The 19887-nt window shown below is 70.4% G+C and carries 22 protein-coding genes and 1 pseudogene; 12 read left to right on the forward strand and 11 right to left on the reverse strand.

Annotated features, from left to right (window positions below; translation table 11 throughout):
• The first annotated feature begins 97 nt into the window (after nt 1-97).
• Genes ACFY10_RS15610 through ACFY10_RS15620 form a run of 3 tightly spaced genes read left to right on the forward strand, consistent with a single transcriptional unit; the run spans nt 98 to nt 1703 of the window.
• The gene (locus tag ACFY10_RS15610; RefSeq protein ID WP_390665653.1) at nt 98-490 is read left to right on the forward strand and encodes a helix-turn-helix transcriptional regulator; all 393 of its coding nucleotides are present in this window, start codon (nt 98-100) and stop codon (nt 488-490) included.
• Nucleotides 491-534: 44 nt separating this feature from the next.
• Nucleotides 535-948, forward strand: a complete 414-nt coding sequence (locus tag ACFY10_RS15615) for a VOC family protein (protein WP_390665654.1) — start codon at nt 535-537, stop codon at nt 946-948.
• Nucleotides 945-1703, forward strand: a complete 759-nt coding sequence (locus ACFY10_RS15620) for a VOC family protein (protein ID WP_390665655.1) — start codon at nt 945-947, stop codon at nt 1701-1703. Before ACFY10_RS15615 ends, ACFY10_RS15620 begins: the two co-directional genes overlap by 4 nt.
• Here the strand turns inward: ACFY10_RS15620 and ACFY10_RS15625 are convergent.
• The 4 genes and pseudogenes from ACFY10_RS15625 to ACFY10_RS15640 all read right to left on the reverse strand — a co-directional run.
• A complete protein-coding gene (locus ACFY10_RS15625) occupies nt 1700-1945 on the reverse strand; it encodes a hypothetical protein (protein ID WP_390665656.1) in 246 nt (81 codons plus the stop codon). The two genes, ACFY10_RS15620 and ACFY10_RS15625, sit on opposite strands and share 4 nt — an antisense overlap.
• A gap of 9 nt (nt 1946-1954) precedes the next feature.
• A complete protein-coding gene (locus tag ACFY10_RS15630) occupies nt 1955-3160 on the reverse strand; it encodes an RNA polymerase sigma factor (protein ID WP_390665657.1) in 1206 nt (401 codons plus the stop codon).
• 7 nt (nt 3161-3167) lie between these two features.
• Complete coding sequence (locus ACFY10_RS15635) at nt 3168-3584, reverse strand: YciI family protein (protein WP_390665658.1); 417 nt, start codon at nt 3582-3584, stop codon at nt 3168-3170.
• Between the two features lie 302 nt (nt 3585-3886).
• Nucleotides 3887-4381 (reverse strand): annotated as a pseudogene (locus ACFY10_RS15640) (dihydrofolate reductase family protein); the annotation flags it as partial.
• On the opposite strand from ACFY10_RS15640, the gene ACFY10_RS15645 reads away from it, so the two are divergent.
• Complete coding sequence (locus tag ACFY10_RS15645; protein ID WP_390665659.1) at nt 4322-4933, forward strand: TetR/AcrR family transcriptional regulator; 612 nt, start codon at nt 4322-4324, stop codon at nt 4931-4933. The pseudogene ACFY10_RS15640 and the gene ACFY10_RS15645 sit on opposite strands and share 60 nt — an antisense overlap.
• A 1-nt stretch (nt 4934) precedes the next feature.
• Here the strand turns inward: ACFY10_RS15645 and ACFY10_RS15650 are convergent, their stop codons facing one another.
• The 3 genes from ACFY10_RS15650 to ACFY10_RS15660 form a co-directional block, all read right to left on the reverse strand.
• Nucleotides 4935-5555, reverse strand: a complete 621-nt coding sequence (locus tag ACFY10_RS15650; protein ID WP_390665660.1) for a GNAT family N-acetyltransferase — start codon at nt 5553-5555, stop codon at nt 4935-4937.
• Nucleotides 5556-5746: 191 nt separating this feature from the next.
• Nucleotides 5747-6832 carry a family 2 encapsulin nanocompartment cargo protein polyprenyl transferase gene (locus ACFY10_RS15655; protein WP_390665661.1) on the reverse strand — a complete coding sequence of 362 codons (1086 nt, stop codon included), beginning with the start codon at nt 6830-6832 and terminating at the stop codon, nt 5747-5749.
• 113 nt (nt 6833-6945) lie between these two features.
• Nucleotides 6946-8352, reverse strand: a complete 1407-nt coding sequence (locus tag ACFY10_RS15660; RefSeq protein WP_390665662.1) for a family 2B encapsulin nanocompartment shell protein — start codon at nt 8350-8352, stop codon at nt 6946-6948.
• Nucleotides 8353-8646: 294 nt separating this feature from the next.
• Between ACFY10_RS15660 and ACFY10_RS15665 the strand changes: the two genes are divergently transcribed.
• A complete protein-coding gene (locus tag ACFY10_RS15665) occupies nt 8647-9237 on the forward strand; it encodes an N-acetylmuramoyl-L-alanine amidase (protein ID WP_390665663.1) in 591 nt (196 codons plus the stop codon).
• A 147-nt stretch (nt 9238-9384) separates the two neighbouring features.
• A complete protein-coding gene (locus ACFY10_RS15670; RefSeq protein WP_390666172.1) occupies nt 9385-10236 on the forward strand; it encodes a 1-aminocyclopropane-1-carboxylate deaminase/D-cysteine desulfhydrase in 852 nt (283 codons plus the stop codon).
• Nucleotides 10237-10361: 125 nt separating this feature from the next.
• Here the strand turns inward: ACFY10_RS15670 and ACFY10_RS15675 are convergent, their stop codons facing one another.
• Nucleotides 10362-11957 (reverse strand): Na+/H+ antiporter, encoded by a 1596-nt coding sequence (locus ACFY10_RS15675; RefSeq protein WP_390665664.1) that lies wholly within the window; start codon nt 11955-11957, stop codon nt 10362-10364.
• Nucleotides 11958-12019: 62 nt separating this feature from the next.
• Here ACFY10_RS15675 and ACFY10_RS15680 point away from each other — a divergent pair, with 62 nt between their 5' ends.
• The 3 genes from ACFY10_RS15680 to ACFY10_RS15690 all read left to right on the forward strand — a co-directional run bounded on the left by ACFY10_RS15680 (nt 12020) and on the right by ACFY10_RS15690 (nt 14098).
• Entirely contained in the window at nt 12020-12280 is a 261-nt protein-coding gene (locus tag ACFY10_RS15680) for a UBP-type zinc finger domain-containing protein (RefSeq protein WP_390665665.1), read from the forward strand.
• Between the two features lie 271 nt (nt 12281-12551).
• Nucleotides 12552-12965 carry an anti-sigma regulatory factor gene (locus ACFY10_RS15685; RefSeq protein ID WP_004925829.1) on the forward strand — a complete coding sequence of 138 codons (414 nt, stop codon included), beginning with the start codon at nt 12552-12554 and terminating at the stop codon, nt 12963-12965.
• A complete protein-coding gene (locus tag ACFY10_RS15690) occupies nt 12962-14098 on the forward strand; it encodes an RNA polymerase sigma factor SigF (RefSeq protein WP_390665666.1) in 1137 nt (378 codons plus the stop codon). The genes ACFY10_RS15685 and ACFY10_RS15690 overlap by 4 nt, the downstream gene beginning before the upstream one ends.
• A 51-nt stretch (nt 14099-14149) precedes the next feature.
• Here the strand turns inward: ACFY10_RS15690 and ACFY10_RS15695 are convergent, their stop codons facing one another.
• Nucleotides 14150-14599 carry a hypothetical protein gene (locus tag ACFY10_RS15695; protein ID WP_390665667.1) on the reverse strand — a complete coding sequence of 150 codons (450 nt, stop codon included), beginning with the start codon at nt 14597-14599 and terminating at the stop codon, nt 14150-14152.
• A 168-nt stretch (nt 14600-14767) separates the two neighbouring features.
• Between ACFY10_RS15695 and ACFY10_RS15700 the strand changes: the two genes are divergently transcribed.
• Nucleotides 14768-15736 (forward strand): diacylglycerol/lipid kinase family protein, encoded by a 969-nt coding sequence (locus ACFY10_RS15700; protein ID WP_390665668.1) that lies wholly within the window; start codon nt 14768-14770, stop codon nt 15734-15736.
• 319 nt (nt 15737-16055) lie between these two features.
• Nucleotides 16056-16313 carry a WhiB family transcriptional regulator gene (locus tag ACFY10_RS15705; RefSeq protein ID WP_016639615.1) on the forward strand — a complete coding sequence of 86 codons (258 nt, stop codon included), beginning with the start codon at nt 16056-16058 and terminating at the stop codon, nt 16311-16313.
• Between the two features lie 193 nt (nt 16314-16506).
• Here ACFY10_RS15705 and ACFY10_RS15710 read toward each other — a convergent pair whose 3' ends face one another.
• Nucleotides 16507-17973, reverse strand: a complete 1467-nt coding sequence (locus ACFY10_RS15710) for a sensor histidine kinase (RefSeq protein ID WP_390666173.1) — start codon at nt 17971-17973, stop codon at nt 16507-16509.
• 409 nt (nt 17974-18382) lie between these two features.
• The gene (locus tag ACFY10_RS15715) at nt 18383-19015 is read right to left on the reverse strand and encodes a TetR/AcrR family transcriptional regulator (protein WP_390665669.1); all 633 of its coding nucleotides are present in this window, start codon (nt 19013-19015) and stop codon (nt 18383-18385) included.
• Between the two features lie 97 nt (nt 19016-19112).
• Here ACFY10_RS15715 and ACFY10_RS15720 point away from each other — a divergent pair, with 97 nt between their 5' ends.
• Complete coding sequence (locus ACFY10_RS15720; RefSeq protein WP_390665670.1) at nt 19113-19865, forward strand: SDR family oxidoreductase; 753 nt, start codon at nt 19113-19115, stop codon at nt 19863-19865.
• Nucleotides 19866-19887 lie beyond the last annotated feature (22 nt).

Genomic DNA, 19887 nt, shown 5'->3' on the forward strand with positions numbered 1-19887 from the left:
GCGCTTTCATACGGCAGGCGAACTCAAGGCAAAGTGCATGCCAGGAACATGCCAGGACCCGGCGCCCGGCCCGTGACGGTCGTGCGATGCTGACGTGGTGAACCGTGAGGATCTGGTACGTCTGCGACGAGCCCGCGACCGCATGGACCGCGAGTACGCCGAGCCCCTCGACGTGGCGGCCCTCGCGAGCACCGCCCTGATGTCGGCGGGCCACTTCCAGCGCAGCTTCCGCGAGGCGTACGGCGAGACCCCGTACAGCTACCTCATGACCCGCCGCATCGAACGCGCCAAGACCCTGCTGCGCCGCGGCGACCTCACCGTCACCGAGGTCTGCATGGCGGTCGGCTGCACCTCCCTCGGCTCCTTCAGCGCCCGTTTCACCGAGCTGGTGGGCGAGACGCCGAGCTCGTACCGGGCCCGCTCGCACGAGGAGAGCGCGGAGATCCCGCCCTGCGTGGCGCGCGCGTACACGCGCCCCAGACGCACGTGACGCCGGTACGGACGTAACGCCGGAATTGACCTTAGGTTGGACCCATGGACCTGAAACTGAACAACTGTTTCATCGCCGTCGACGACCACGACAAGGCTGTCACCTTCTACTGCGACGTCCTGGGCCTGGAGATCCGCAACGACGTCAAGTACGAGGGGATGCGGTGGGTGACCGTGGGGTCGCCGCTGCAGCCGGACGTGTCGATCGTCCTGGAGCCGCCCGCGGCCAACCCCGACCTCTCCCCCGCCGACCGGGAGGCGATGGAGCAGCTGCTGGCCAAGGGCATGCTGCGCGGCGTCAACTTCACCACCGAGGACTGCGACGCCCTCTTCGCCCGCGTCCGGGAATCCGGCGCCGACGTGATCCAGGAACCGACGGACATGCCGTACGGAGTGCGCGACTGCGCGTTCCGGGATCCGGCGGGGAACATGCTGCGGTTCATGGAGCGGAAGGGATGAGCCAACAGGTCTTGTGGACCTACGCCTTCATAGACCGGCCGTACGGACTCTTCGGGCAGGCCTGCGAGTTCTGGACGGCGGTCACGGCCACACACCTTTCCGAACTCCGGGGCGAGAACAAGGAGTTCACGACCCTCCTGCACGACGGGGCCGACGCCTGCGTCAAGGTGCAGGGGGTGGCTTCGGGCCCGGGTGGCGCGCATCTGGACTTCCCCGTGGCCGACGTACGGGAATTCGTACGGTCGGCGCTGCGGCTCGGTGCGGAGGTGGTCGACGATCACGGGACGTGGGCCGTACTGCGCTCGCCCGCAGGGCAGTTGCTGTGCACCATGCCGTGGCGCGCGGAGACGACGCGCCCGCCCGTCGTGCAGGGCAGCCGCCTCGACCAGGTCTGCGTCGACATCGCGCCTTCTGCGTACGACACCGAAGTCGCCTTCTGGAGCGGCCTGTTGCCCGAGTGGCAGTCACTGCCGGGCTCGCTTCCCGAGTTCCATGTGCTCAGGCCGCCGACGGGCCTGCCGATCCGCATTCTCCTGCAGCGCCTCGGCGAGGAACGCCCGGCCGCCGCCCATCTGGACCTGGCCTGCACCGACATCGAGGCGACCCGTGCCGCCCACGAACGCCTCGGCGCGAAGCCGGTCGCCCGCGGCACCCACTGGACGGTGATGCAGGACCCGACGGGCGGCACGTACTGCCTGACGGGGCGCGATCCGGAGACGGGCGGGTTGCCCGCGCAGAAGGGCAAGGGCTCCTAGGGCCGTGCATATACGCACGCAACGGCCGTGGCCCCGTCGTCGTGCGGGCACTCGGTGGCGTTCAGCAGCGGGGCGGCCGGCTCCTCGGAGGGATCCGCCCGTTCCCAGCGGGCCGGCGGCCGCGGTTCCGTGGAGTCCTGCAGCCACAGGGTGAGCCCTCCCCCGACGGCCGCGGCAATCGCCCACACCGCCACGGCCCACCGCCACGCACGGCGGCCCACTTCCCCCAACTCGCCGGTCATGGGCCCACGTTACGTCCTCAAGCGTGCCGCCCGCCCCTGCAGATAGCGCTGTTCGGGCAGGCTCAGGGTCCCCGCGGCGGCCGACTCGTAGGCGCGGCGGGCCGCCTCGTAGGCTCCCGCACGCTCCAGGAGGTGGCCGCGGACCGCGTCGAGACGGTGGCCCAACTCCGGTCCCAACAAGTCGAGTTCGGCGAGCCCGGCCTCCGGGCCGTCCACCATGGCGACGGCCACGGCGCGGTTGAGGCGTTCGACGGGGCCCGGGACCAGGCGGACCAGCACCTCGTACAGACCGAGGATCTCCTGCCAGTCGGTCGCCTCCGCGGACGGCGCCTCGTCGTGTACGGCGGCGATGGCCGCGCGCACCTGGTAGGGGCCCGCGCCGCCCCGGGACAGTGCCCGGGTGACCAGTGCGACGCCCTCCTCGATCGCGGCCTTGTCCCAGCGGGCGCGGTCCTGTTCGTCGAGGGACACGAGCTCGCCGTGCGGGCCGGTGCGTGCGTCGCGGCGGGCGTCGGTGAGCAGCATCAGGGCCAGCAGGCCGGCCACCTCGCCGTCGTCGGGCAGCAGGCGGTGGACGGTACGGGTCAGCCGGATCGCCTCACCGGCCAGTTCGCGGCGCTGGAGGGCCGCTCCGGACGTCGCCGTATAGCCCTCGTTGAAGATCAGGTAGAGCGTGTGCAGGACGGCGGGCAGACGGTCCTCCCAGTGGTCCGGCCGCCCGAAGCGCACACCCCGCACCTTCTGCTTGGCGCGGCTGATGCGTTGCGCCATCGTCGTCTCGGGGACCAGGTACGCACGGGCGATCTCCGCCGTCGTCAGGCCGCCGACCGCGCGCAGGGTGAGCGCGATCTGGCCGGGCGGGGTGAGGTCCGGATGGCAGCACAGGAAGAGCAGCGTGAGGGCGTCGTCCTCGCGGGGCGCCCGGTCCGGCCCGGTCGCCAGACGCGAGGCCAGCGCCGCCGCCCTCTCCTCCCGGGCCCGCCGCGCCTCCTCCGACCGCAGCGCATCCGTCAGCCGCCGCGAGGCCACCTTGATCAGCCAGCCGCGCGGGTTGTCCGGCACACCCGCCGAAGGCCACTGCCCGGCCGCCGCCAGCAGCGCCTCCTGCACGGCGTCCTCGGCGGCGTCGAAGTGCCCGTACCGTCTGACCAGCGCGCCGAGGACCTGCGGCGCGTGCAGGCGCAGCAGGTCCTCGACGTCGTTGGTCGTGCCCATGGGCCGTTCAGACGTCCGCGGCGGAACCGTCGTCGATGGGCCGGATCACCACGGGGTAGTTCGTCGCCCCGGCCGGCAGGGGGCACTGGACGACGCGCTCGGCGATCTCCGTGACGCGCTCCAGGCTTGCGCAGTCCAGGACCCAGTAGCCGGCCAGCAGCTCCTTGGTCTCGCTGTACGGGCCGTCGGTGATCACGGGCTTGCCGTCGTCACCGAGGCCGACCAGCCGGGTCTTCGCCGGCTCGACCAGGCCCTGCCCGTCGATCATCTCGCCGGTCTCGGCGAGGTCGTCGTTGAGGGCGCCCATGAAGGCGTACATGGCCTGGACCTCCTCCTGACTCCAGGCCGGGGAGGTCGCGTTGGCCTTGCCGCGCATGCCCTCGTAGTCCGCCTGCGTGCACTGCACCATGACCAGGTACTTCATGACTCTGCTCCTTCGGCTCGCACCGCCCGTGGTGGGCGGCTCTCACAGGGGACGTCGGAGCCGGGCCGGGATTCTCGACACGGGCTTCAGGTATTTTTCGCGGCGGGTTTTCCGGGCTCCTGGTCCGGTTCGGCGCCATCGTCCACGTACGCCTCGCACTCGGGGTTGCGGCAGGGGCCCGACACCCAGACCGGGACCCACGCGCCCAGGGTCTTGTGGCGCTTGACGACCGTTCGCACGGGCTGTCCGCAGGCCGGACAGGTGCGTTCTGAGCTGTCCATGCCCTCAGCGTAGGCCGGTCGGCGCCCGCGCGCGTAGGTGCGGACCAGGACGCCGTTGCCGAAGGTGCGCACCGACTCCAGCGTGAAGTCGGTGAGCGCGAAGCCGCTGCCGAACATCGGCATGCCCGAGCCGTACACCTGCGGGTAGGTCTTGATGACCAACTCGTCGATCTCGCCGAGCAGTTCACCGGCGAGCTGCGAGCCGCCGCACAGATAGATACCGAGCCCGCCCTCCTCGGCCTTGAGCTCGCGGACCTTGCCGACCAGGTCCTCCGCGATGATCTCGACGCGCGGGTCCGGGGACTCCTTCAGGCTGCGGGATGCGACGTACTCGCGCAGGTGGGCGTAGGGGCAGGTGATGCCCTCCCGCAGCGCGATGTCGTAGCTGGCCCGGCCCTGGATGATCGTGTCGAACCGCTTTTTGGGCAGGTCGTCGATGCCGAGGGGCCGACGGCCGTGGGTCGGCAGGGTCTCGGGGCACTCCCCCGTGAGGAAGCCGGAGAACTCCTCGTCGACGCCGCGGTCGAGGTGCTCGCCCGCGAGGGGGCGCGCGGTCTGACGTTCCGCGCGGTGGATGCGGGGGCCGGGGTGCCCGTCGGAACCGTGTCGAACTACTTCACCGGCCGCGACGACCTGCTCCGCCAGATCGACGCCCGGCTGCACCAACGCCTCGCGCCCGACCTCGAGGTGCTCGGCGAGCTGATGCGGGCGCCGAAGGACCGCGGCCTGGTCACGGCCCTGATGCACGATCTGATGGCCCGGGTCACCGGCGACCGCACGGGCTGTCTGGCCCTTCTGGAGATGCGCCTCGAAGCCACCCGACGCCCCGAACTGCGCGCCTCCTGCACGGAGTCGGTCCGCGCCGACCTGGAGCAGGGCATGGAGTTCCACCTGTCGGCGGGACTACCCGGCTGGGACGAGACCGTCGCCGTGCTCTACCTCGCCATGCTCGGCCTGGTCCTGGAGCACCGGACGCTGCCGGACGTCCTGGACGGCGTACTGCCCGGGGTCGGGGTGCCTCAGGGGCTGGTGGAGCGGATCGTGACGGCGGTCGTGCCGGAGAGGTAGGTCAGCCGCGGGGTTCCCGCCACATCGGCCACATCTGCGGGCCGTCCGGGAGGTCGAGGGGGCGCCCGGTGAGCTCGAAGCCGAGGCGCTCGTACAAGGCGCGGCTGCGGGCGCTGCTCGCCTCCAGATAGGCGGGCAGGCCCTCGCGGTCGCAGCGGTCGAGGACGTGCTGGACGAGCGCGCTGCCGATCCCCTCGCCCTGGTGCTCCGGTGTCACGCCGATCATCCACAGGTACTCGTGGGCACGACCGGCAGGGTGGATCTCCGCGGTCAGCCGGCCGATCAGCTCGATGCGCTCGTTCCCGGGATCGACGACGGCACGCAGTCGGGCGGGCCCGTCGTCGGCCGCGTCCTCTTCGGCGTCATGCTGTCCTGCGTCGTGCTCTTCGGCGGCCACGGACAGCCACAACGCGCACGCGCTGCCGTCCTCGGTGACGTCGATCCGACCCTCGGCGAGCACGATCCCGGTGAAGGCCCCCATCAGCCTGTGGTGGGTCGTACGGCGGTACTCGTCCCCGGGAAAGACCCAGCCGCTGACCGGATCGTCCTGGAAGGCCTCGTCCAGCAGCCGCACGACCAGCTCTCGGTCGCCTTCGTCCGCCGTCCGGATCGCCACGCCCATGTGCCGCCCTTTCCCCTCAACCGACCTCGGCCGTACGGCTGTTGAGCCTATACGGGACTGTCCAAGGGGAGAGGCGGGCCCCGCACACCGTGGGGATGTGCGGGACCCGCCGGACCGGAGCCTCGGCGGCCGTGCGGGGTCAGGAGCCGCACGGCCGCCCCGGTGGGCTCCGGGGTCTGTGAGAGCCGCGGTCAGTTGGTGCGCCGCGTCACGAACTCCGCCAGCGCGAGCAGACCCCCTGCCGCCTCCGGGTCGGGGACCGCGCGGGCGAGCTCCTGCATCGCGCGGGCCATCCGGTCGGCGGCCTGGGCCTGAGCCCAGTCACGCCCGCCGGCCTGCTCGACGGCGAGAGCCGTACGCGCGAGTTCCCCGTCGCCCCCCTTCCCGTACGGCACCCCGTACAGCTCGGCCAGTTCCGAGGCCGCCGGGGTGCCCGAGGTGAGCGCCGCGACCACCGGCAGGGACTTCTTGCGGGCCACCAGGTCAGCACCGACCGGTTTACCGGTGCGGCGCGGGTCGCCCCATATGCCGATGACGTCATCGATGAGCTGGAAGGCGAGCCCGGCCTCGCGGCCGAACGCGTCCAGCGCCTCGACGTCCTCGGCGGACGCCCCCGCGTACAGCGCGCCCACGGCGCAGGCGCAGCCGATCAGCGCGCCCGTCTTGGCCTCGGCCATGGTGAGCACCTCGTCGAGGGTGACCTCGCCGGGGCCGCGCCGCTCCATCTCCGTGTCCGCGTGCTGGCCCGCGCACAGTTCGACGACGCAGGCCGCGAGCCGGGCTGCGGCCGGGCCGGACGCCGGGTGCGGGTCCTCGGCGAGCAGCCCGAGGGCCAGCGCCTGCAGGGCGTCCCCGGCGAGGATCGCGTCGGCGTCACCGAACACGGTCCAGGCGGTGGGCCGGTGCCGACGGGTGGTGTCCCGGTCCATCACGTCGTCGTGCAGCAGCGTGAAGTTGTGCACCAGCTCCACCGCCGCGGCCGCCCCTACGGCCGCCTCGCGCGCGCCCGGACCGCCGAGCGTGGCGGCCGCGGTGAGGACGAGCGCGGGGCGGATCGCCTTGCCCGCGTTGCCCGCCGCCGGGGTGCCGTCCGCGTGCTCCCAGCCGAAGTGGTAGAGCGCGATCCGGCGCATGGAGCCGGGCAACGAGTCGATGGCGGCGCGCAGTTCGGGGTCGACGGATGCCCGGGTGCGCTCCAGGATCACGGCCGCCTCGTGCCCGTCGAGCGGCTGCGCCCCCGTGGTGCGCTGCTTCGCCTCCGTCATGAACTCGGCCATGGGATCTCCCTCGGTCAGTCCGCGGACGGTGGCGGTTCCGCTGTGGCTGGGCGCATACGACCGGGGTGTACCCGCCCCGGTGGGCGGGGACACGGCTCCCAGGTGCAGAAACGTCACCTCCACCGGCCGATCTCGACGTTCTCCAGGACGCCGAGCGCGTCCGGCACCAGGACCGCGGCCGAGTAGTACGCCGTCACCAGGTACTTGATGATCGCCTGTTCGTTGATGCCCATGAAGCGCACGGACAGGCTCGGCTCGATCTCGTCCGGAATGCCGGCCTGCTGCAGTCCGATGACGCCCTGCTCGGCCTCGCCGGTACGCATGGCGATGATCGATGTCGTACGGGCCTCGCTCACCGGGATCTTGTTGCACGGGTAGATCGGCACACCGCGCCAGGTCGGGATGCGGTTGCCGGCCACCTCGATCGTCTCGGGGACCAGGCCGCGCTTGTTGAGCTCGCGGCCGATCGCCGAGATCGCGCGCGGGTGGGCGAGCAGCAGCTTGGTGCCGCGCCGCCGGCTGAGCAGTTCGTCCAGGTCATCGGGGCTGGGCACGCCGTCGTGCGGCTGGAGCCGCTGGTCGTACTCGCAGTTGTTCAGCAGCCCGAACTCGCGGTTGTTGACGAGTTCGTGCTCCTGGCGCTCCTTCAACGCCTCGACCGTCAGCCTCAGTTGCTGCTCGGTCTGGTTCATCGGCTGGTTGTAGAGGTCGGCCACGCGCGAGTGGATGCGCAGCACCGTCTGGGCGATGCTCAGTTCGTACTCGCGGGGCCTGGCCTCGTAGTCCACGAAGGTGTGCGGGATGTCCGGCTCGCCGCTGTGGCCGGCTGCGAGATCGACGGCCTTCTCGCCGTACTTGTTGGTGCGCTGCTCCGGAATCGCACGCAACTGCTGAAGGTGCTCGCGCAGGGAGTCGGCGCGCTCCGCGACCTGGTCGACGTCCTGGCGGGACAGGATGAGCACCGTGCACGCGGTGTCCGCGCGGGCCGTGTACTCCCAGATGGCGTCCGGGTCGAGCAGCGCCGCGTCGCCGAAGTAGGCGCCGTCGGCGAGCACCCCGAGGACCGCGTCGTCGCCGTACGGGCCCGTGCCGATCTTCTCGACCCTGCCGTGCGCCAGGAGATGGACCTCGTCGGTCCGGCTGCCGAACGAGGCGATCACACTGCCAGGCGCGAACTCCTGCTGCCGGCAGCGCTGGGCGAGCTCGGCGAGCACCTCCTCGTCCTCGTAGTCCCGCAGGGCGGGCAGTTCACCCAGCTCCGCCGGGATGACTTCAACTCGGTCGCCGGTCTTCACGAACGTGATGCGGCCGTCCCCCACTGCGTAGGTCAGTCGCCGGTTGACCCGGTACGTACCGCCCTGGACGTTCACCCATGGCAGCGTGCGGAGCAGCCAGCGGGAGCTGATCTCCTGCATCTGGGGTGCCGACTTGGTCGTGGTGGCCAGGTTCCGCGCGGCGGCCGTGCCGAGACTCTGCTGCGGCTTGCCCTGCTCCGAACGGACCTCTTCGCCTACCGACATATGAGAATTGCCCTCCCGCTCATACAGCCGACGCCGAATTGCGCCGCTGCGTCGATCTCCGCGGCCAAGCCTTCCATCACGGAACGTGTCCGTGCTATTACCCGAAAGAGCGGGAATGGATCACCGTCGACTGGGCACAAATGGGGATCCTGTCCAGCGGCCGGCGGGCGCGGAATGGCCGAATCCGCTCCCCCGCCGCGAACACAATGTGTAATCAGTCCCTCACTTTCGGTACAACACCCTCCACGGGCGGCCGCGCCGGGCGGCCGTCGGCACGGTACGAAGGAGGCGGTCATGGCCTCACCCATGTCCGCGGGCAGTTTCCTCGACGGCCTCAGGGCGGAGGGCCTCACTGTCGTCGAGGTGGGCGACTGGGAGCATCACAACCGCAACCACAAGGGGCCGTGGGGCCCGGTGCACGGCGTGATGATCCACCACACCGTCACGAGCGGCAGCGAACGCACCGTCGAAATCTGCCGGGACGGCTACGCCGGGCTGCCCGGCCCGCTGTGCCACGGCGTCATCACCAAGGACGGCACGGTCCACCTGGTCGGCTACGGCCGCGCCAACCACGCCGGGCTCGGCGACGACGACGTGCTGCGTGCGGTGATCGCCGAGAAGGCGCTCCCACCGGACAACGAGGCGAACACCGACGGCAACCGTCACTTCTACGGCTTCGAGTGCGAGAACCTCGGCGACGGCGAGGATCCGTGGCCGCAGGCCCAGTTGGAGGCCATCGAGAAGGCGGCGGCTGCGGTGTGCCGGCATCACGGGTGGACGGAACGGTCGGTGATCGGGCACTTGGAGTGGCAGCCGGGGAAGGTGGATCCGCGGGGGTTCACGATGGCGTGGCTGAGGGAGCAGGTGCGGGACCGGCTGAAGTAGCTGGGGGCTGCCTTCTTCAGGACCGGTGCTTCGACCTGAACGGCCTCGTCCTCGAACGCCGGACGGGCTGAGAACCCTGACCGGCATCACAATGGTGCTGTGAACAGCCTCGACCTCGGCTCCCTGCGCCCCCAGCTGCCCTCCCCCATGCAGGAGATCGAGGACGACCGTTTCTCACGCCACGGCCTCCGCCTCCTCCTCAAGCGCGACGACCTGATCCACCCGGAGCTGATCGGCAACAAGTGGCGCAAGCTCGCGCCGAATCTCGCCGCCGCGGCCGGCCGCACGCTCGTCACCTTCGGTGGCGCGTACTCCAACCATCTGCGCGCGACAGCCGCCGCGGGCCGCCTCTCGGGGCTGCCGACCGTCGGCGTGGTCCGCGGCCAGGAGCTGGCCGACCGCCCCCTCAACCCCTCCCTGGCCCAGTGCGCGGCCGACGGCATGCGGCTGCACTTCGTCGACAGGTCGACCTATCGCCGCAAGGCCGAACCGGACGTCCTCGCGCGCGTGCTGCGCACGGCCGGTGCCGAGGATGCGTATGTCGTCCCGGAGGGCGGCAGCAACGCCGAAGCCGTACGTGGGTGCCGGGCGCTGGGCGACGAGCTGCGTGGGCAGGCGGATGTCGTCGCACTCGCCTGCGGGACCGGCGGAACGCTGGCCGGACTGGCCGCGGGACTGGCCCCCGACCAGCGCGCCCTGGGCATACCAGTCCTCAAAGGCGGCTTCCTGACCGACGACATAAGGGCGCTCCAGGAGCAGGCCTTCGGTGACCTGCGCGGCGAATGGACGCTCGACGAACGCTTCCACTTCGGCGGCTACGCGCGCGTACCCCCTGAACTCGACGCCTTCGCCGAGGACTTCGAGGACCGCCACGGGGTGCCCGTGGAGCGCCTCTATGTCGCCAAGTTGCTGTATGGACTTGTCACCCTGTTGGAGGAGGGCGCCTTCGCGCGCGGAACGACGGTGGCGGCTGTCGTCACTGGGCGGCCCTTCCGCTGAGCACGGCGCGCTAAGCGGGTCCGGCGAAGTCCCTGCGGTACGGCAGCGCCCTGAAGGGGCGCGGGGAACTGCGCGACCAGCCACAATGATGCAGCAGACGAAAGACGGCACAGCCCGCGCAGCGCTCAGGCGGTCTCCCGGTAGGCGGCCGCCTCCTCCAGGTCCAGCCTGCGCAGCAACGTGCGCAGCATCTCGTCGTCGATGTAGCGGCCGTCCCGCAGCCGCACGAACATCGCGCGCTCGGCGCCGATCATCTCGCGGGACAGACGGCGGTAGGTGTCGTCGACGGATTCACCGGTGACGGGGTTGGTCTGGCCCAGGCGTTCCCAGACGGCGTTGCGGCGGCGCTCCAGGACCTGCCGGAGCCGGTCGGCGAGGGGCGGCGGGATGGCGTTGCGTTCGTCGGTGAGGAGTTCGTCGAGGCGTTGTTCGGCGACCCGGGAGGCCTGGGCCTGGGCGTTGGCCTCGGCGAGGGTCTCGGCCTGTACGTCGCGGCCGGGGAAGTTCAGCAGACGGATCACCGGGGCCAGGGTGAGACCCTGCACCACCAGGGTCCCGATGACCGTGGTGAAGGTCAGGAAGAGGATGAGGTTGCGCTGCGGGAAGTCGCCGCCGCCGTGCACGGTGAGCGGGATCGAGAAGGCGATGGCGAGGGAGACGACGCCGCGCATCGCCGCCCAGGAGGTGACGATCGGCCCTCTCCAGGTGGGGTTGTCCTCGCGTTCCCTGATCCGCGCGGACAGTATGCGGGGCACGAACGTCCCCGGATACACCCACACGAACCGGGCCACGACGACCACCAGGAAGACGGCGACCGCGTACCAGGCGGCGTCCACGCCCTCGTACTCGCCAAGGCCCTTGAGGACCACCGGCAGTTGCAGGCCGATGAGCGCGAAGACCGCCGACTCCAGGACGAACGCGACCACCTTCCACACCGCCTCCTCCTGGAGGCGGGTGGCGAAGTCGACCTCCCACGCGCGGTGTCCGAGGTAGAGGGCGACGACCACGACCGCGAGGACACCGGAGGCGTGCACCTGCTCGGCGACCGCGTAGGCGACGAACGGGATCAGCAGGGACATGGTGTTCTGCAGCAGCGACTCCTTCACGTGCGTGCGCAGCCAGTGGATCGGCAGCATCAGCACCAGCCCGACCACCACGCCGCCGACCGCCGCCAGCAGGAACTCGCCGATGCCGCCGATCCAGGAGGCGCCCTCGCCGACGGCGGCCGCGACGGCCACCCGGTAGGCGGTGATCGCGGTCGCGTCGTTCAGCAGGGACTCGCCCTGGAGGATGGTCGTGATCCGGGAGGGCAGGCCCACCCGGCGGGCGACCGCCGCAGCGGCGACCGCGTCCGTCGGCGCCACCACCGCGCCCAGCACCAGCGCCGCGGGCAGGGGCAGCCCGGGCACGACGAGATAGGCGACCCAGCCGACGACGAAGGTCGCGAACAGCACGTAGCCCACCGACAGCAGCGCCACCGGCCGCATCGTCGCCCGCAGATCGAGGTACGAGCTCTCGACGGCCTCCTTGTGCAGCAGCGGAGGCAGCACCAGCGGCAGCACGATGTCCGGGTCGAGGGTGTAGTCCGGCACCCCGGGGAGGTACGAGACGGCGAGCCCCACCGCGACGAGCAGCAGCGGGGCCGGCACCGGGGTGCGCCGGGCCACCGCGGCGATCGCGGCGCTCCCCGCCACCAGCAACAGCAGTGGCATCACGTCCATCGTCCTCGCCCGCCCTCGTTTTTCCGCGCGGCCATCCGCACACCCGTCGTAATCTGGCAATCATGAAACAGTGCACGCATGCCGACGCGCTGCCGCATCCGGAACCCGGTCCACTGACCGAGACGTGTCCGGAGTGTCTGGCAGCGGGCACACACCCGGTACAACTGCGGCTGTGCCTCACCTGCGGCCACGTCGGCTGCTGCGACTCCTCGCCCGGCCGGCATGCGACGGAGCACCACAAGGACTCCGGCCACCCGATCATGCGCACATTCGAACCCGGTGAGAACTGGCGTTGGTGCTTCGTGGACCACGTTCTCGTGTGACCCTGGACGACCGGGGGACGACCCACGATCCGGACGGTTCGACCGTCTGACGTCTGGGTACGTCAACCCGGCGCGCGTTCTTCCCAATTGGAGCCGCAGACCCCTAGACACGGAGCGTGTCCACAGTTTTACTGTGAGTGACGGCAAGGGGTTGGGGTCCCGGGGACGGGAAACTTGAGAGCGCGATAGCGTCACCGCTGAACCACACATCGCGTTATGCCGGGGGGCAACCCTCGGCCCCCGAAAAGCTTGTACCACCTTGGAGGTGAGGGTGTCCCAGATCGCAGGCGAGCCCGCGACCCAGGACTTCGTGGAAGTCCGGCTGCCGGCTGCGGGTGCCTACCTGTCGGTGCTGCGTACGGCGACTGCCGGCCTCGCGGCCCGTTTGGACTTCACCCTCGACGAGATCGAGGACCTTCGCATCGCGGTGGACGAGGCCTGCGCGATCCTGCTCCAGCAGGCCGTGCCCGGCTCGGTGCTGAGCTGCGTCTTCCGGCTCGTCGACGACTCGCTCGAGGTCACCGTCTCGGCCCCGACCACGGACGGCCATGCCCCCTCGCGGGACACCTTCGCCTGGACCGTCCTGTCCGCACTCGCGGGCAAGGTCTCCTCCGCCGTGGACGAGGACAAAACCGTTTCGATCAGCCTCTACAAACAGCGCGGCGCGGGACCCGGGCCGGCGTGAGGACAGGGGACGGGCCGGTGCGTGACGAAGAGCGCGGCACACGAGAGCTGCCGGCCGAGGGCGTAGACGGATCCCGGCGCATCGGGGACACCGTCAACGGCACCGACGGCATCGACGGCATCCCCGAGCAGGCCCGGCCGCATCCGGAGGACGACGCCGACGACACAGCGGCGGCCGGCTTCCCGGGCGACGGGCAGCGGGATCGGGAAGGTGCCGTGCAGAGCACGCCTCTGGACGGACGGAACGGGGTCACCCCGGTCCGAGCGGAGGCGAGGGCTCGGAGAAGGGCGACGGGCGGGACGATGAGCGAGCACGAGCGAAACGCCGAGGGCGACGGGCAGGACGCGCAGAGCGTGCAGCAGGCCACGCAGCACGACGCACAGGACCGCAGCGGGGCGCGCGCGATGTTCATCGAGCTGCGCAGCCTGAAGGACGGCAGCCAGGAGTACGCGGAGCTGCGCAACAAGCTGGTCCGCATGCACCTCCCGCTCGTCGAGCATCTCGCGCGCCGCTTCCGCAACCGCGGCGAGCCGCTGGACGACCTCACCCAGGTCGCCACCATCGGCCTGATCAAGTCGGTCGACCGCTTCGACCCGGAGCGCGGCGTCGAGTTCTCGACATACGCGACCCCGACGGTCGTCGGCGAGATCAAGCGGCACTTCCGCGACAAGGGCTGGGCGGTGCGCGTGCCGCGGCGCCTGCAGGAGCTGCGCCTCGCGCTCACGACGGCGACCGCGGAGCTCTCGCAGCAGCACGGCCGCTCCCCCACGGTCCACGAGCTCGCCGAGAAGCTGGCGATCTCGGAGGAGGAGGTCCTGGAGGGCCTGGAGTCCGCCAACGCGTACTCCACGCTGTCCCTGGACGTCCCCGACACGGACGACGAGTCCCCGGCCGTGGCGGACACTCTGGGCGCCGAGGACGAGGCCCTGGAGGGCGTCGAGTACCGCGAGTCGCTCAAGCCGCTCCTGGAGGATCTCCCGCCCCGGGAGAAGCGGATCCTGCTGCTGCGCTTCTTCGGCAACATGACCCAGTCGCAGATCGCGCAGGAGGTCGGCATCTCGCAGATGCACGTGTCCCGCCTGCTGGCGCGCACGCTGGCACAGCTGCGGGAGAAGCTGCTGGTGGAGGAGTAGGGCTCCGCCTCACCGCGGCCGCAGTTCTACGGCTGCTGCGGTGCCGTACGACTACTGCTTGCCGTCCTGTGCACGGCCCGGACCCTTGATCCCGAGGGCCTGGGTCGTTGCCGGATTGACCAGCAGCACGAGCGAAACGACGGCGACGACCGCGAGCGCGATGCCCGCCGGAATGGCCACACTGTCGGCCTGCAGCAGGTTGTAGGCCACTGGCAGCGCCATGATCTGGGTGATGACGGCGGGGCCGCGGCTCCAGCTGCGGCGGGCGAGCAGGCCACGGGCGGCCAGCAGCGGCAGCAGGGCGAGGACAACCAGTGTGATGCCGCCGGTGACGGCGGACCGGCGGTCGTCCGGGGCACCCGCGAGGCCCTCCACCAGCATCCACACGCCCCCGACGGCCAGCGCGAGCCCCTCCAGCGCGGCGAGCGCCGCGGCGTACGTCAGGCGGCGCGGGCGGGGGCCGGTGTTTTCCTCGGTGGCGGGGGTCTGCTCACTGGTCACCCCTGAAGGGTAGCCCTGGGGATGCACGCCTCCGTGGCAAGCCCGGGGGACGCGGACCGCCCTGCTGAGGTTGAGCCGGACCCTCGTGGTGAGCCTCACGCCCGCACCTCTTACCTGATCCCTACCTCGACCTGTGCCCGGTACTTCCCAGTAGGTACGCTGCAACTCATGCGTGCACTTCTCGTGGCCAATCCGGCAGCAACCACCACAAGCGCACGTACGCGCGACGTCCTGACCCATGCGCTGGCGAGCGAGATGAAGCTCGAGGCGGTCACCACCGAGTACCGCGGCCACGCGCGCGACCTGGGCCGGCAGGCGGCGGAGAGCGACGACATCGACCTGGTCGTGGCCCTCGGCGGTGACGGCACGGTCAACGAGGTGGTCAACGGCCTGCTGCACGCCGGACCCGACCCGGAAGGCCTGCCCCGGCTGGCCGTGGTGCCCGGCGGCTCCACCAATGTCTTCGCCCGCGCCCTGGGGCTGCCCAACGACGCCGTGGAAGCGACCGGCGCGCTGCTGGACGCCCTGCGCGAGGGCAGCGAACGTACGGTCGGCATGGGCATCGCCGAAGGCACGCCGGGCACCGAGGACGAGGCGGTGCCGTCCCGCTGGTTCACCTTCTGCGCGGGGCTCGGCTTCGACGCGGGCGTGGTCGGGCGGGTCGAGCAGCAGCGCGAGCAGGGCCGGAAGTCCACCCACGCCCTCTATCTGCGCCAGGTCGCACACCAGTTCCTGCAGGAACCCAACCGGCGGCACGGGTCGATCACGCTGGAGCGGCCCGGCGAGGAGCCGGTGACCGGTCTGGTGCTGTCCATAATCTGCAACACCTCACCGTGGACGTATCTGGGCAATCGTCCGGTGTACGCGGCACCTAAGGCCTCGTTCGATACCGGGCTCGACCTGCTGGGTCTCAGCCGTATGTCCACGGTCTCGGCTGCCCGGTATGCCACGCAGTTGCTCACTTCGTCCCCCGAGCGCGGACCCCATGGCAAGCACGTCGTGTCTTTGCACGACCTGGACGGGTTCACCTTGCATTCGAAGGTGCCCCTGCCCCTCCAGATGGACGGCGACCACCTGGGGCTGCGTACGAGCGTGACGTTCACAGGCGTACGCCGTGCACTGCGTGTGATTGTGTGAGCAGAAAGGGCTGAAGTCCTTTCACTCGAACGTTTAGGCCAGGATCCACCCCATGGAAGTACGGCTGTGACCTAGTCGACACCGAGGAATCAAAAAAAACTTTCCGGAAGGGGTTGTATCCGCCGCTGAGGTTTGCGAGTCTCTACGTGGCGATCGGGACGGCCCGCAACACCGGCCTCAACAGATCACCGGAACCCCTCTTCAAATCACAGGACCTCGCCAGGGAACCTGGCGCTCGGCCCTTCACTTGTTGAGGGATTCGTGAAAGCGTTCACATTCACAAGCAACCTGCACGTAATACCAAGGAGAGGTAGCAGCCATGGACTGGCGTCACAACGCCGTTTGCCGCGAGGAAGACCCCGAGCTCTTCTTCCCCATCGGCAACACCGGTCCTGCGCTGCTGCAGATCGAGGAAGCCAAGGCCGTCTGCCGCCGCTGCCCCGTCATGGAGCAGTGCCTGCAGTGGGCGCTCGAGTCCGGCCAGGACTCCGGCGTCTGGGGTGGTCTCAGCGAGGACGAGCGTCGCGCCATGAAGCGCCGTGCCGCCCGCAACCGGGCCCGTCAGGCCTCCGCCTGACAACCCGCCCCGCAACAGCCTGAGCTTGGCGGCGCGTACAGCGAGTACGCATCTCCCGCCCCCGAGCCGCAGCGCGCAGTACCCCCGATGCGCAGCACAAGCTGGCAACGAGCATTTCAGCCCCGGACCTGGGAACGGTCCGGGGCTTCTTGCTGTGCACCGGCCTGCCGTACGGCGCTCCTTGTGTACGGCGTTACTTGTGCGCCTGCACCGGAACGTCCAGGATCACCCGCGTCCCCCCGTCGGGCGCCGGGACCATGTCGAATGTGCCGCCCAACTCCCCCTCCACCAGGGTCCGTACGATCTGCAGACCCAGGTTGCCCGCGGTGTGCGGGTCGAAGCCCTCGGGCAGGCCGACGCCGTCGTCCTGGACGGTGACCAGGAGTCGGGCCTCCTTGGTGGTGCCGCCGCGGACCGCGGAGACCTCGACCGTGCCGGTGTCGCCCTCTCGGAAGCCGTGTTCGAGGGCGTTCTGCAGGATCTCCGTCAGGACCATGGACAGCGGGGTGGCCACCTCGGCGTCCAGGATGCCGAAGCGGCCGGAGCGCCGGCCGGTGACCTTGCCCGGCGAGATCTCCGCGACCATGGCCAGCACCCGGTCGGCGATCTCGTCGAACTCCACTCGCTCGTCCAGGTTCTGGGAGAGCGTCTCGTGCACGATCGCGATCGATCCGACACGGCGGACCGCCTCTTCGAGCGCCTCCCGGCCGCGGTCGGACTCGATGCGCCGGGCCTGCAGGCGCAGCAGGGCGGCGACCGTCTGGAGGTTGTTCTTCACCCGGTGGTGGATCTCCCGGATGGTCGCGTCCTTGGTGATCAACTCGCGCTCGCGGCGGCGCAGTTCGGTCACGTCACGGAGCAGGACCAGCGAACCGATGCGTGTGCCCTTGGGCTTGAGGGGGATCGCCCGGAACTGGATCACTCCGTCGCGGGCCTCGATCTCGAACTCGCGCGGCGCCCAGCCGCTGGCGACCTTGCTCAGCGCCTCGTCCACCGGGCCGCGGGTGGGGGCGAGTTCGGCGGTTGTCCTGCCGAGGTGCTGGCCGACCAGGTCGGAGGCGAGGCCCATGCGGTGGTAGGCGGACAGGGCGTTCGGGGAGGCGTACTGGACGATGCCGTCCGCGTCGAGGCGGATCAGGCCGTCACCGACGCGCGGCGCGGCATCCATGTCCATCTGCTGGTTCGCGAACGGGAAGGAGCCGGCCGCGATCATCTGCGCCAGGTCCGAGGCGCTCTGCAGATACGTCAGTTCGAGGCGGCTCGGGGTGCGTACGGTCAGCAGGTTGGTGTTGCGCGCGATGACGCCGAGGACGCGTCCCTCCCGGCGTACGGGGATCGACTCGACCCGGACGGGGACCTCCTCGCGCCACTCGGGGTCGCCCTCGCGCACGATCCGGCCCTCGTCGAGCGCCGCGTCCAGCATGGGGCGTCGGCCGCGTGGGACGAGGTGGCCGACCATGTCGTCCTGGTAGGAGGTGGGGCCGGTGTTGGGGCGCATCTGGGCGACAGAGACGTAGCGCGTGCCGTCGCGGGTGGGGACCCACAGGACGAGGTCGGCGAAGGAGAGGTCGGACAGCAGCTGCCACTCCGAGACCAGCAGATGGAGCCACTCGAGGTCGGAGTCGTCGAGGGCGGTGTGCTGGCGGACCAGTTCGTTCATGGAGGGCACGTGGGTGAGCGTACCTGGGGGTATGTGCAGGTCCTAAATACGACCGGAGGTCCGTACAGGCCCTGAAAACACCCGCGGGCCGCGGCGCCTGGGAGGGACCCTCAACCCTCCCGGCACCGCAGCCCGGAGCAATATCGGCCGCGGGGTGTGCGGTCCCGGATGGCCGAAGGATGAGGAGCCGGGGCAGTCAGGGCAGAGAGCTCCGGATCCTCCGTCCGTCTTCCTGTGCGGGGAAGACGGAAGCTCGTGCGTACACGCTCTTTACGCATTGTGGACTAGACCACTACGTGTGTCCATGCGTTGGAGCCTGTTTGTTGTTGTCAGTTGTGCGGCTGCTACGACTGGCGCTACGACTAGTCGGACGCCCTAACATCCACCACGCAGCCTAACCCGTGTGGGTTCATGTGCGGGGCCAGATGGACATGGCAATTTCCGCGAGCGCCTCCAACTCCTCGCGGCTCGCGCCGTCCCGAGCCTGCTGGGACATGCCCTGAATGATCGCCCCCGTGTGCCGGGCGAGCGCGGCGGCATCGGTCCCGGCCGGCAGCTCCCCCGATGCGATGTCGGCCCTCATACGACTCTCGAAGGCGGCGATGTTGGCGTTGCGCCGCTCACGCAGGGAGGCCTCGACCTCGGGGCTCGTGCAGTTCGTGGCCGCGTGGATGACGAGGCAGCCGTGCGGTCGGCCGGGAGTCGTGTACTCGGCGGCGGCCTCCCGCAGGACCCGCTCCACGGCCGCCCGGGCGGTGGGCTCCTCGGCGAGGGCCCGGTCGGTGAAGGAGCCGTAGCGGACGCCGTAGACGGTCACGACCTCGTCGAACAGCGCGCGCTTGTCGCCGAAGGCCGCGTACAGGCTCGGCGCGCCGATGCCCATGACGCGGGTCAGGTCGGAGACGGAGGTCGCCTCGTACCCGTGCTCCCAGAAGGCCAGGACCGCCTTCTCCAGCGCGGTCTCGCGATCGAAGGAACGAGGGCGGCCGCGGGGCTTGGGTGCCACCTGGGTCTTCGTCTTCGTGTCCTCACTGCCCACCATGGAGTGAATTGTATAGGGGGCGCTAGAGAAATGTCGGAGGGCTGCTGTACGGTCTTTCTGTAGCGATCGATAGACAATGTGCGAAGGGGGCGCCGGCATGGGCGTGCTTGCAGGCAGGACGGCACTCGTCACGGGGGCGAGCAGGGGGATCGGGCGGGGGATCGCCGAGCGGCTGGGGCGTGACGGGGCGCGGGTCGCGGTCCACTACGGGAGGAACGGGGCGGCGGCGAAGGAGACGGTGGCCGCGATCGAGGCGGCGGGCGGCTCGGCGTTCGCGATCGGGGTGGAGCTGGGGCGGCCGGGGGACGTGGACGCCCTGTGGGAGGAGTTCGACCGGCATGCGGACGGGCTGGACATCCTGGTGAACAACGCGGGCATCGGTAAATCGCGGACGATCGAGGAGATAGACGAGGAGGAGTACGACAAGCTCTTCGCGGTGAACGTGAAGGCGCCGTTCTTCATCGTCAAGCAGGGCGCGGCGCGCCTGCGGGACGGGGGCCGGGTCGTCAACATCTCGTCGGGGCTGGCCAGGAGCGCCGCGATGCCGCACAACATGGCGTACACGATGACCAAGGGCGCGCTGGACGTTCTCTCCCGCGACCTGTCCAAGGTGCTGGGCCCTCGGGGCATCACCGTGAACTCGGTCGCGCCGGGGCTCATCGACACGGACAACACATATGAGGTCCTGCACGGCAGCCCGGACGCGTGGGAGTGGGGGGCGGGGCTCTCCGCACTGGGCCGGGTCGGCGAGACGGCCGACGTCGCCGACGTGGTGGCGTTCCTGGCGTCGGACGCCGGCCGGTGGGTGACGGGAAGCTGGGTGGATGCAACGGGGGGTTCGCTGACGTAAGGGTTCCTACGAGGCCGGTGGT

The organism is Streptomyces sp. NPDC001401, from assembly GCF_042895385.1.
Classification (GTDB): Bacteria; Actinomycetota; Actinomycetes; order Streptomycetales; family Streptomycetaceae; genus Streptomyces.

Coding starts and splice junctions, on each gene's coding strand:
- ACFY10_RS15615 (WP_390665654.1), top strand. CDS start 535: ATGGACCTGAAACTGAACAACTGTTTCATCGCCGTCGACGACCACGAC.
- ACFY10_RS15620 (WP_390665655.1), top strand. CDS start 945: ATGAGCCAACAGGTCTTGTGGACCTACGCCTTCATAGACCGGCCGTAC.
- ACFY10_RS15625 (WP_390665656.1), bottom strand. CDS start 1,945: ATGACCGGCGAGTTGGGGGAAGTGGGCCGCCGTGCGTGGCGGTGGGCC.
- ACFY10_RS15630 (WP_390665657.1), bottom strand. CDS start 3,160: ATGGGCACGACCAACGACGTCGAGGACCTGCTGCGCCTGCACGCGCCG.
- ACFY10_RS15635 (WP_390665658.1), bottom strand. CDS start 3,584: ATGAAGTACCTGGTCATGGTGCAGTGCACGCAGGCGGACTACGAGGGC.
- ACFY10_RS15650 (WP_390665660.1), bottom strand. CDS start 5,555: ATGGGCGTGGCGATCCGGACGGCGGACGAAGGCGACCGAGAGCTGGTC.
- ACFY10_RS15655 (WP_390665661.1), bottom strand. CDS start 6,832: ATGGCCGAGTTCATGACGGAGGCGAAGCAGCGCACCACGGGGGCGCAG.
- ACFY10_RS15660 (WP_390665662.1), bottom strand. CDS start 8,352: ATGTCGGTAGGCGAAGAGGTCCGTTCGGAGCAGGGCAAGCCGCAGCAG.
- ACFY10_RS15665 (WP_390665663.1), top strand. CDS start 8,647: ATGGCCTCACCCATGTCCGCGGGCAGTTTCCTCGACGGCCTCAGGGCG.
- ACFY10_RS15670 (WP_390666172.1), top strand. CDS start 9,385: ATGCAGGAGATCGAGGACGACCGTTTCTCACGCCACGGCCTCCGCCTC.
- ACFY10_RS15675 (WP_390665664.1), bottom strand. CDS start 11,957: ATGGACGTGATGCCACTGCTGTTGCTGGTGGCGGGGAGCGCCGCGATC.
- ACFY10_RS15680 (WP_390665665.1), top strand. CDS start 12,020: ATGAAACAGTGCACGCATGCCGACGCGCTGCCGCATCCGGAACCCGGT.
- ACFY10_RS15700 (WP_390665668.1), top strand. CDS start 14,768: ATGCGTGCACTTCTCGTGGCCAATCCGGCAGCAACCACCACAAGCGCA.
- ACFY10_RS15705 (WP_016639615.1), top strand. CDS start 16,056: ATGGACTGGCGTCACAACGCCGTTTGCCGCGAGGAAGACCCCGAGCTC.
- ACFY10_RS15710 (WP_390666173.1), bottom strand. CDS start 17,973: ATGAACGAACTGGTCCGCCAGCACACCGCCCTCGACGACTCCGACCTC.
- ACFY10_RS15715 (WP_390665669.1), bottom strand. CDS start 19,015: ATGGTGGGCAGTGAGGACACGAAGACGAAGACCCAGGTGGCACCCAAG.
- ACFY10_RS15720 (WP_390665670.1), top strand. CDS start 19,113: ATGGGCGTGCTTGCAGGCAGGACGGCACTCGTCACGGGGGCGAGCAGG.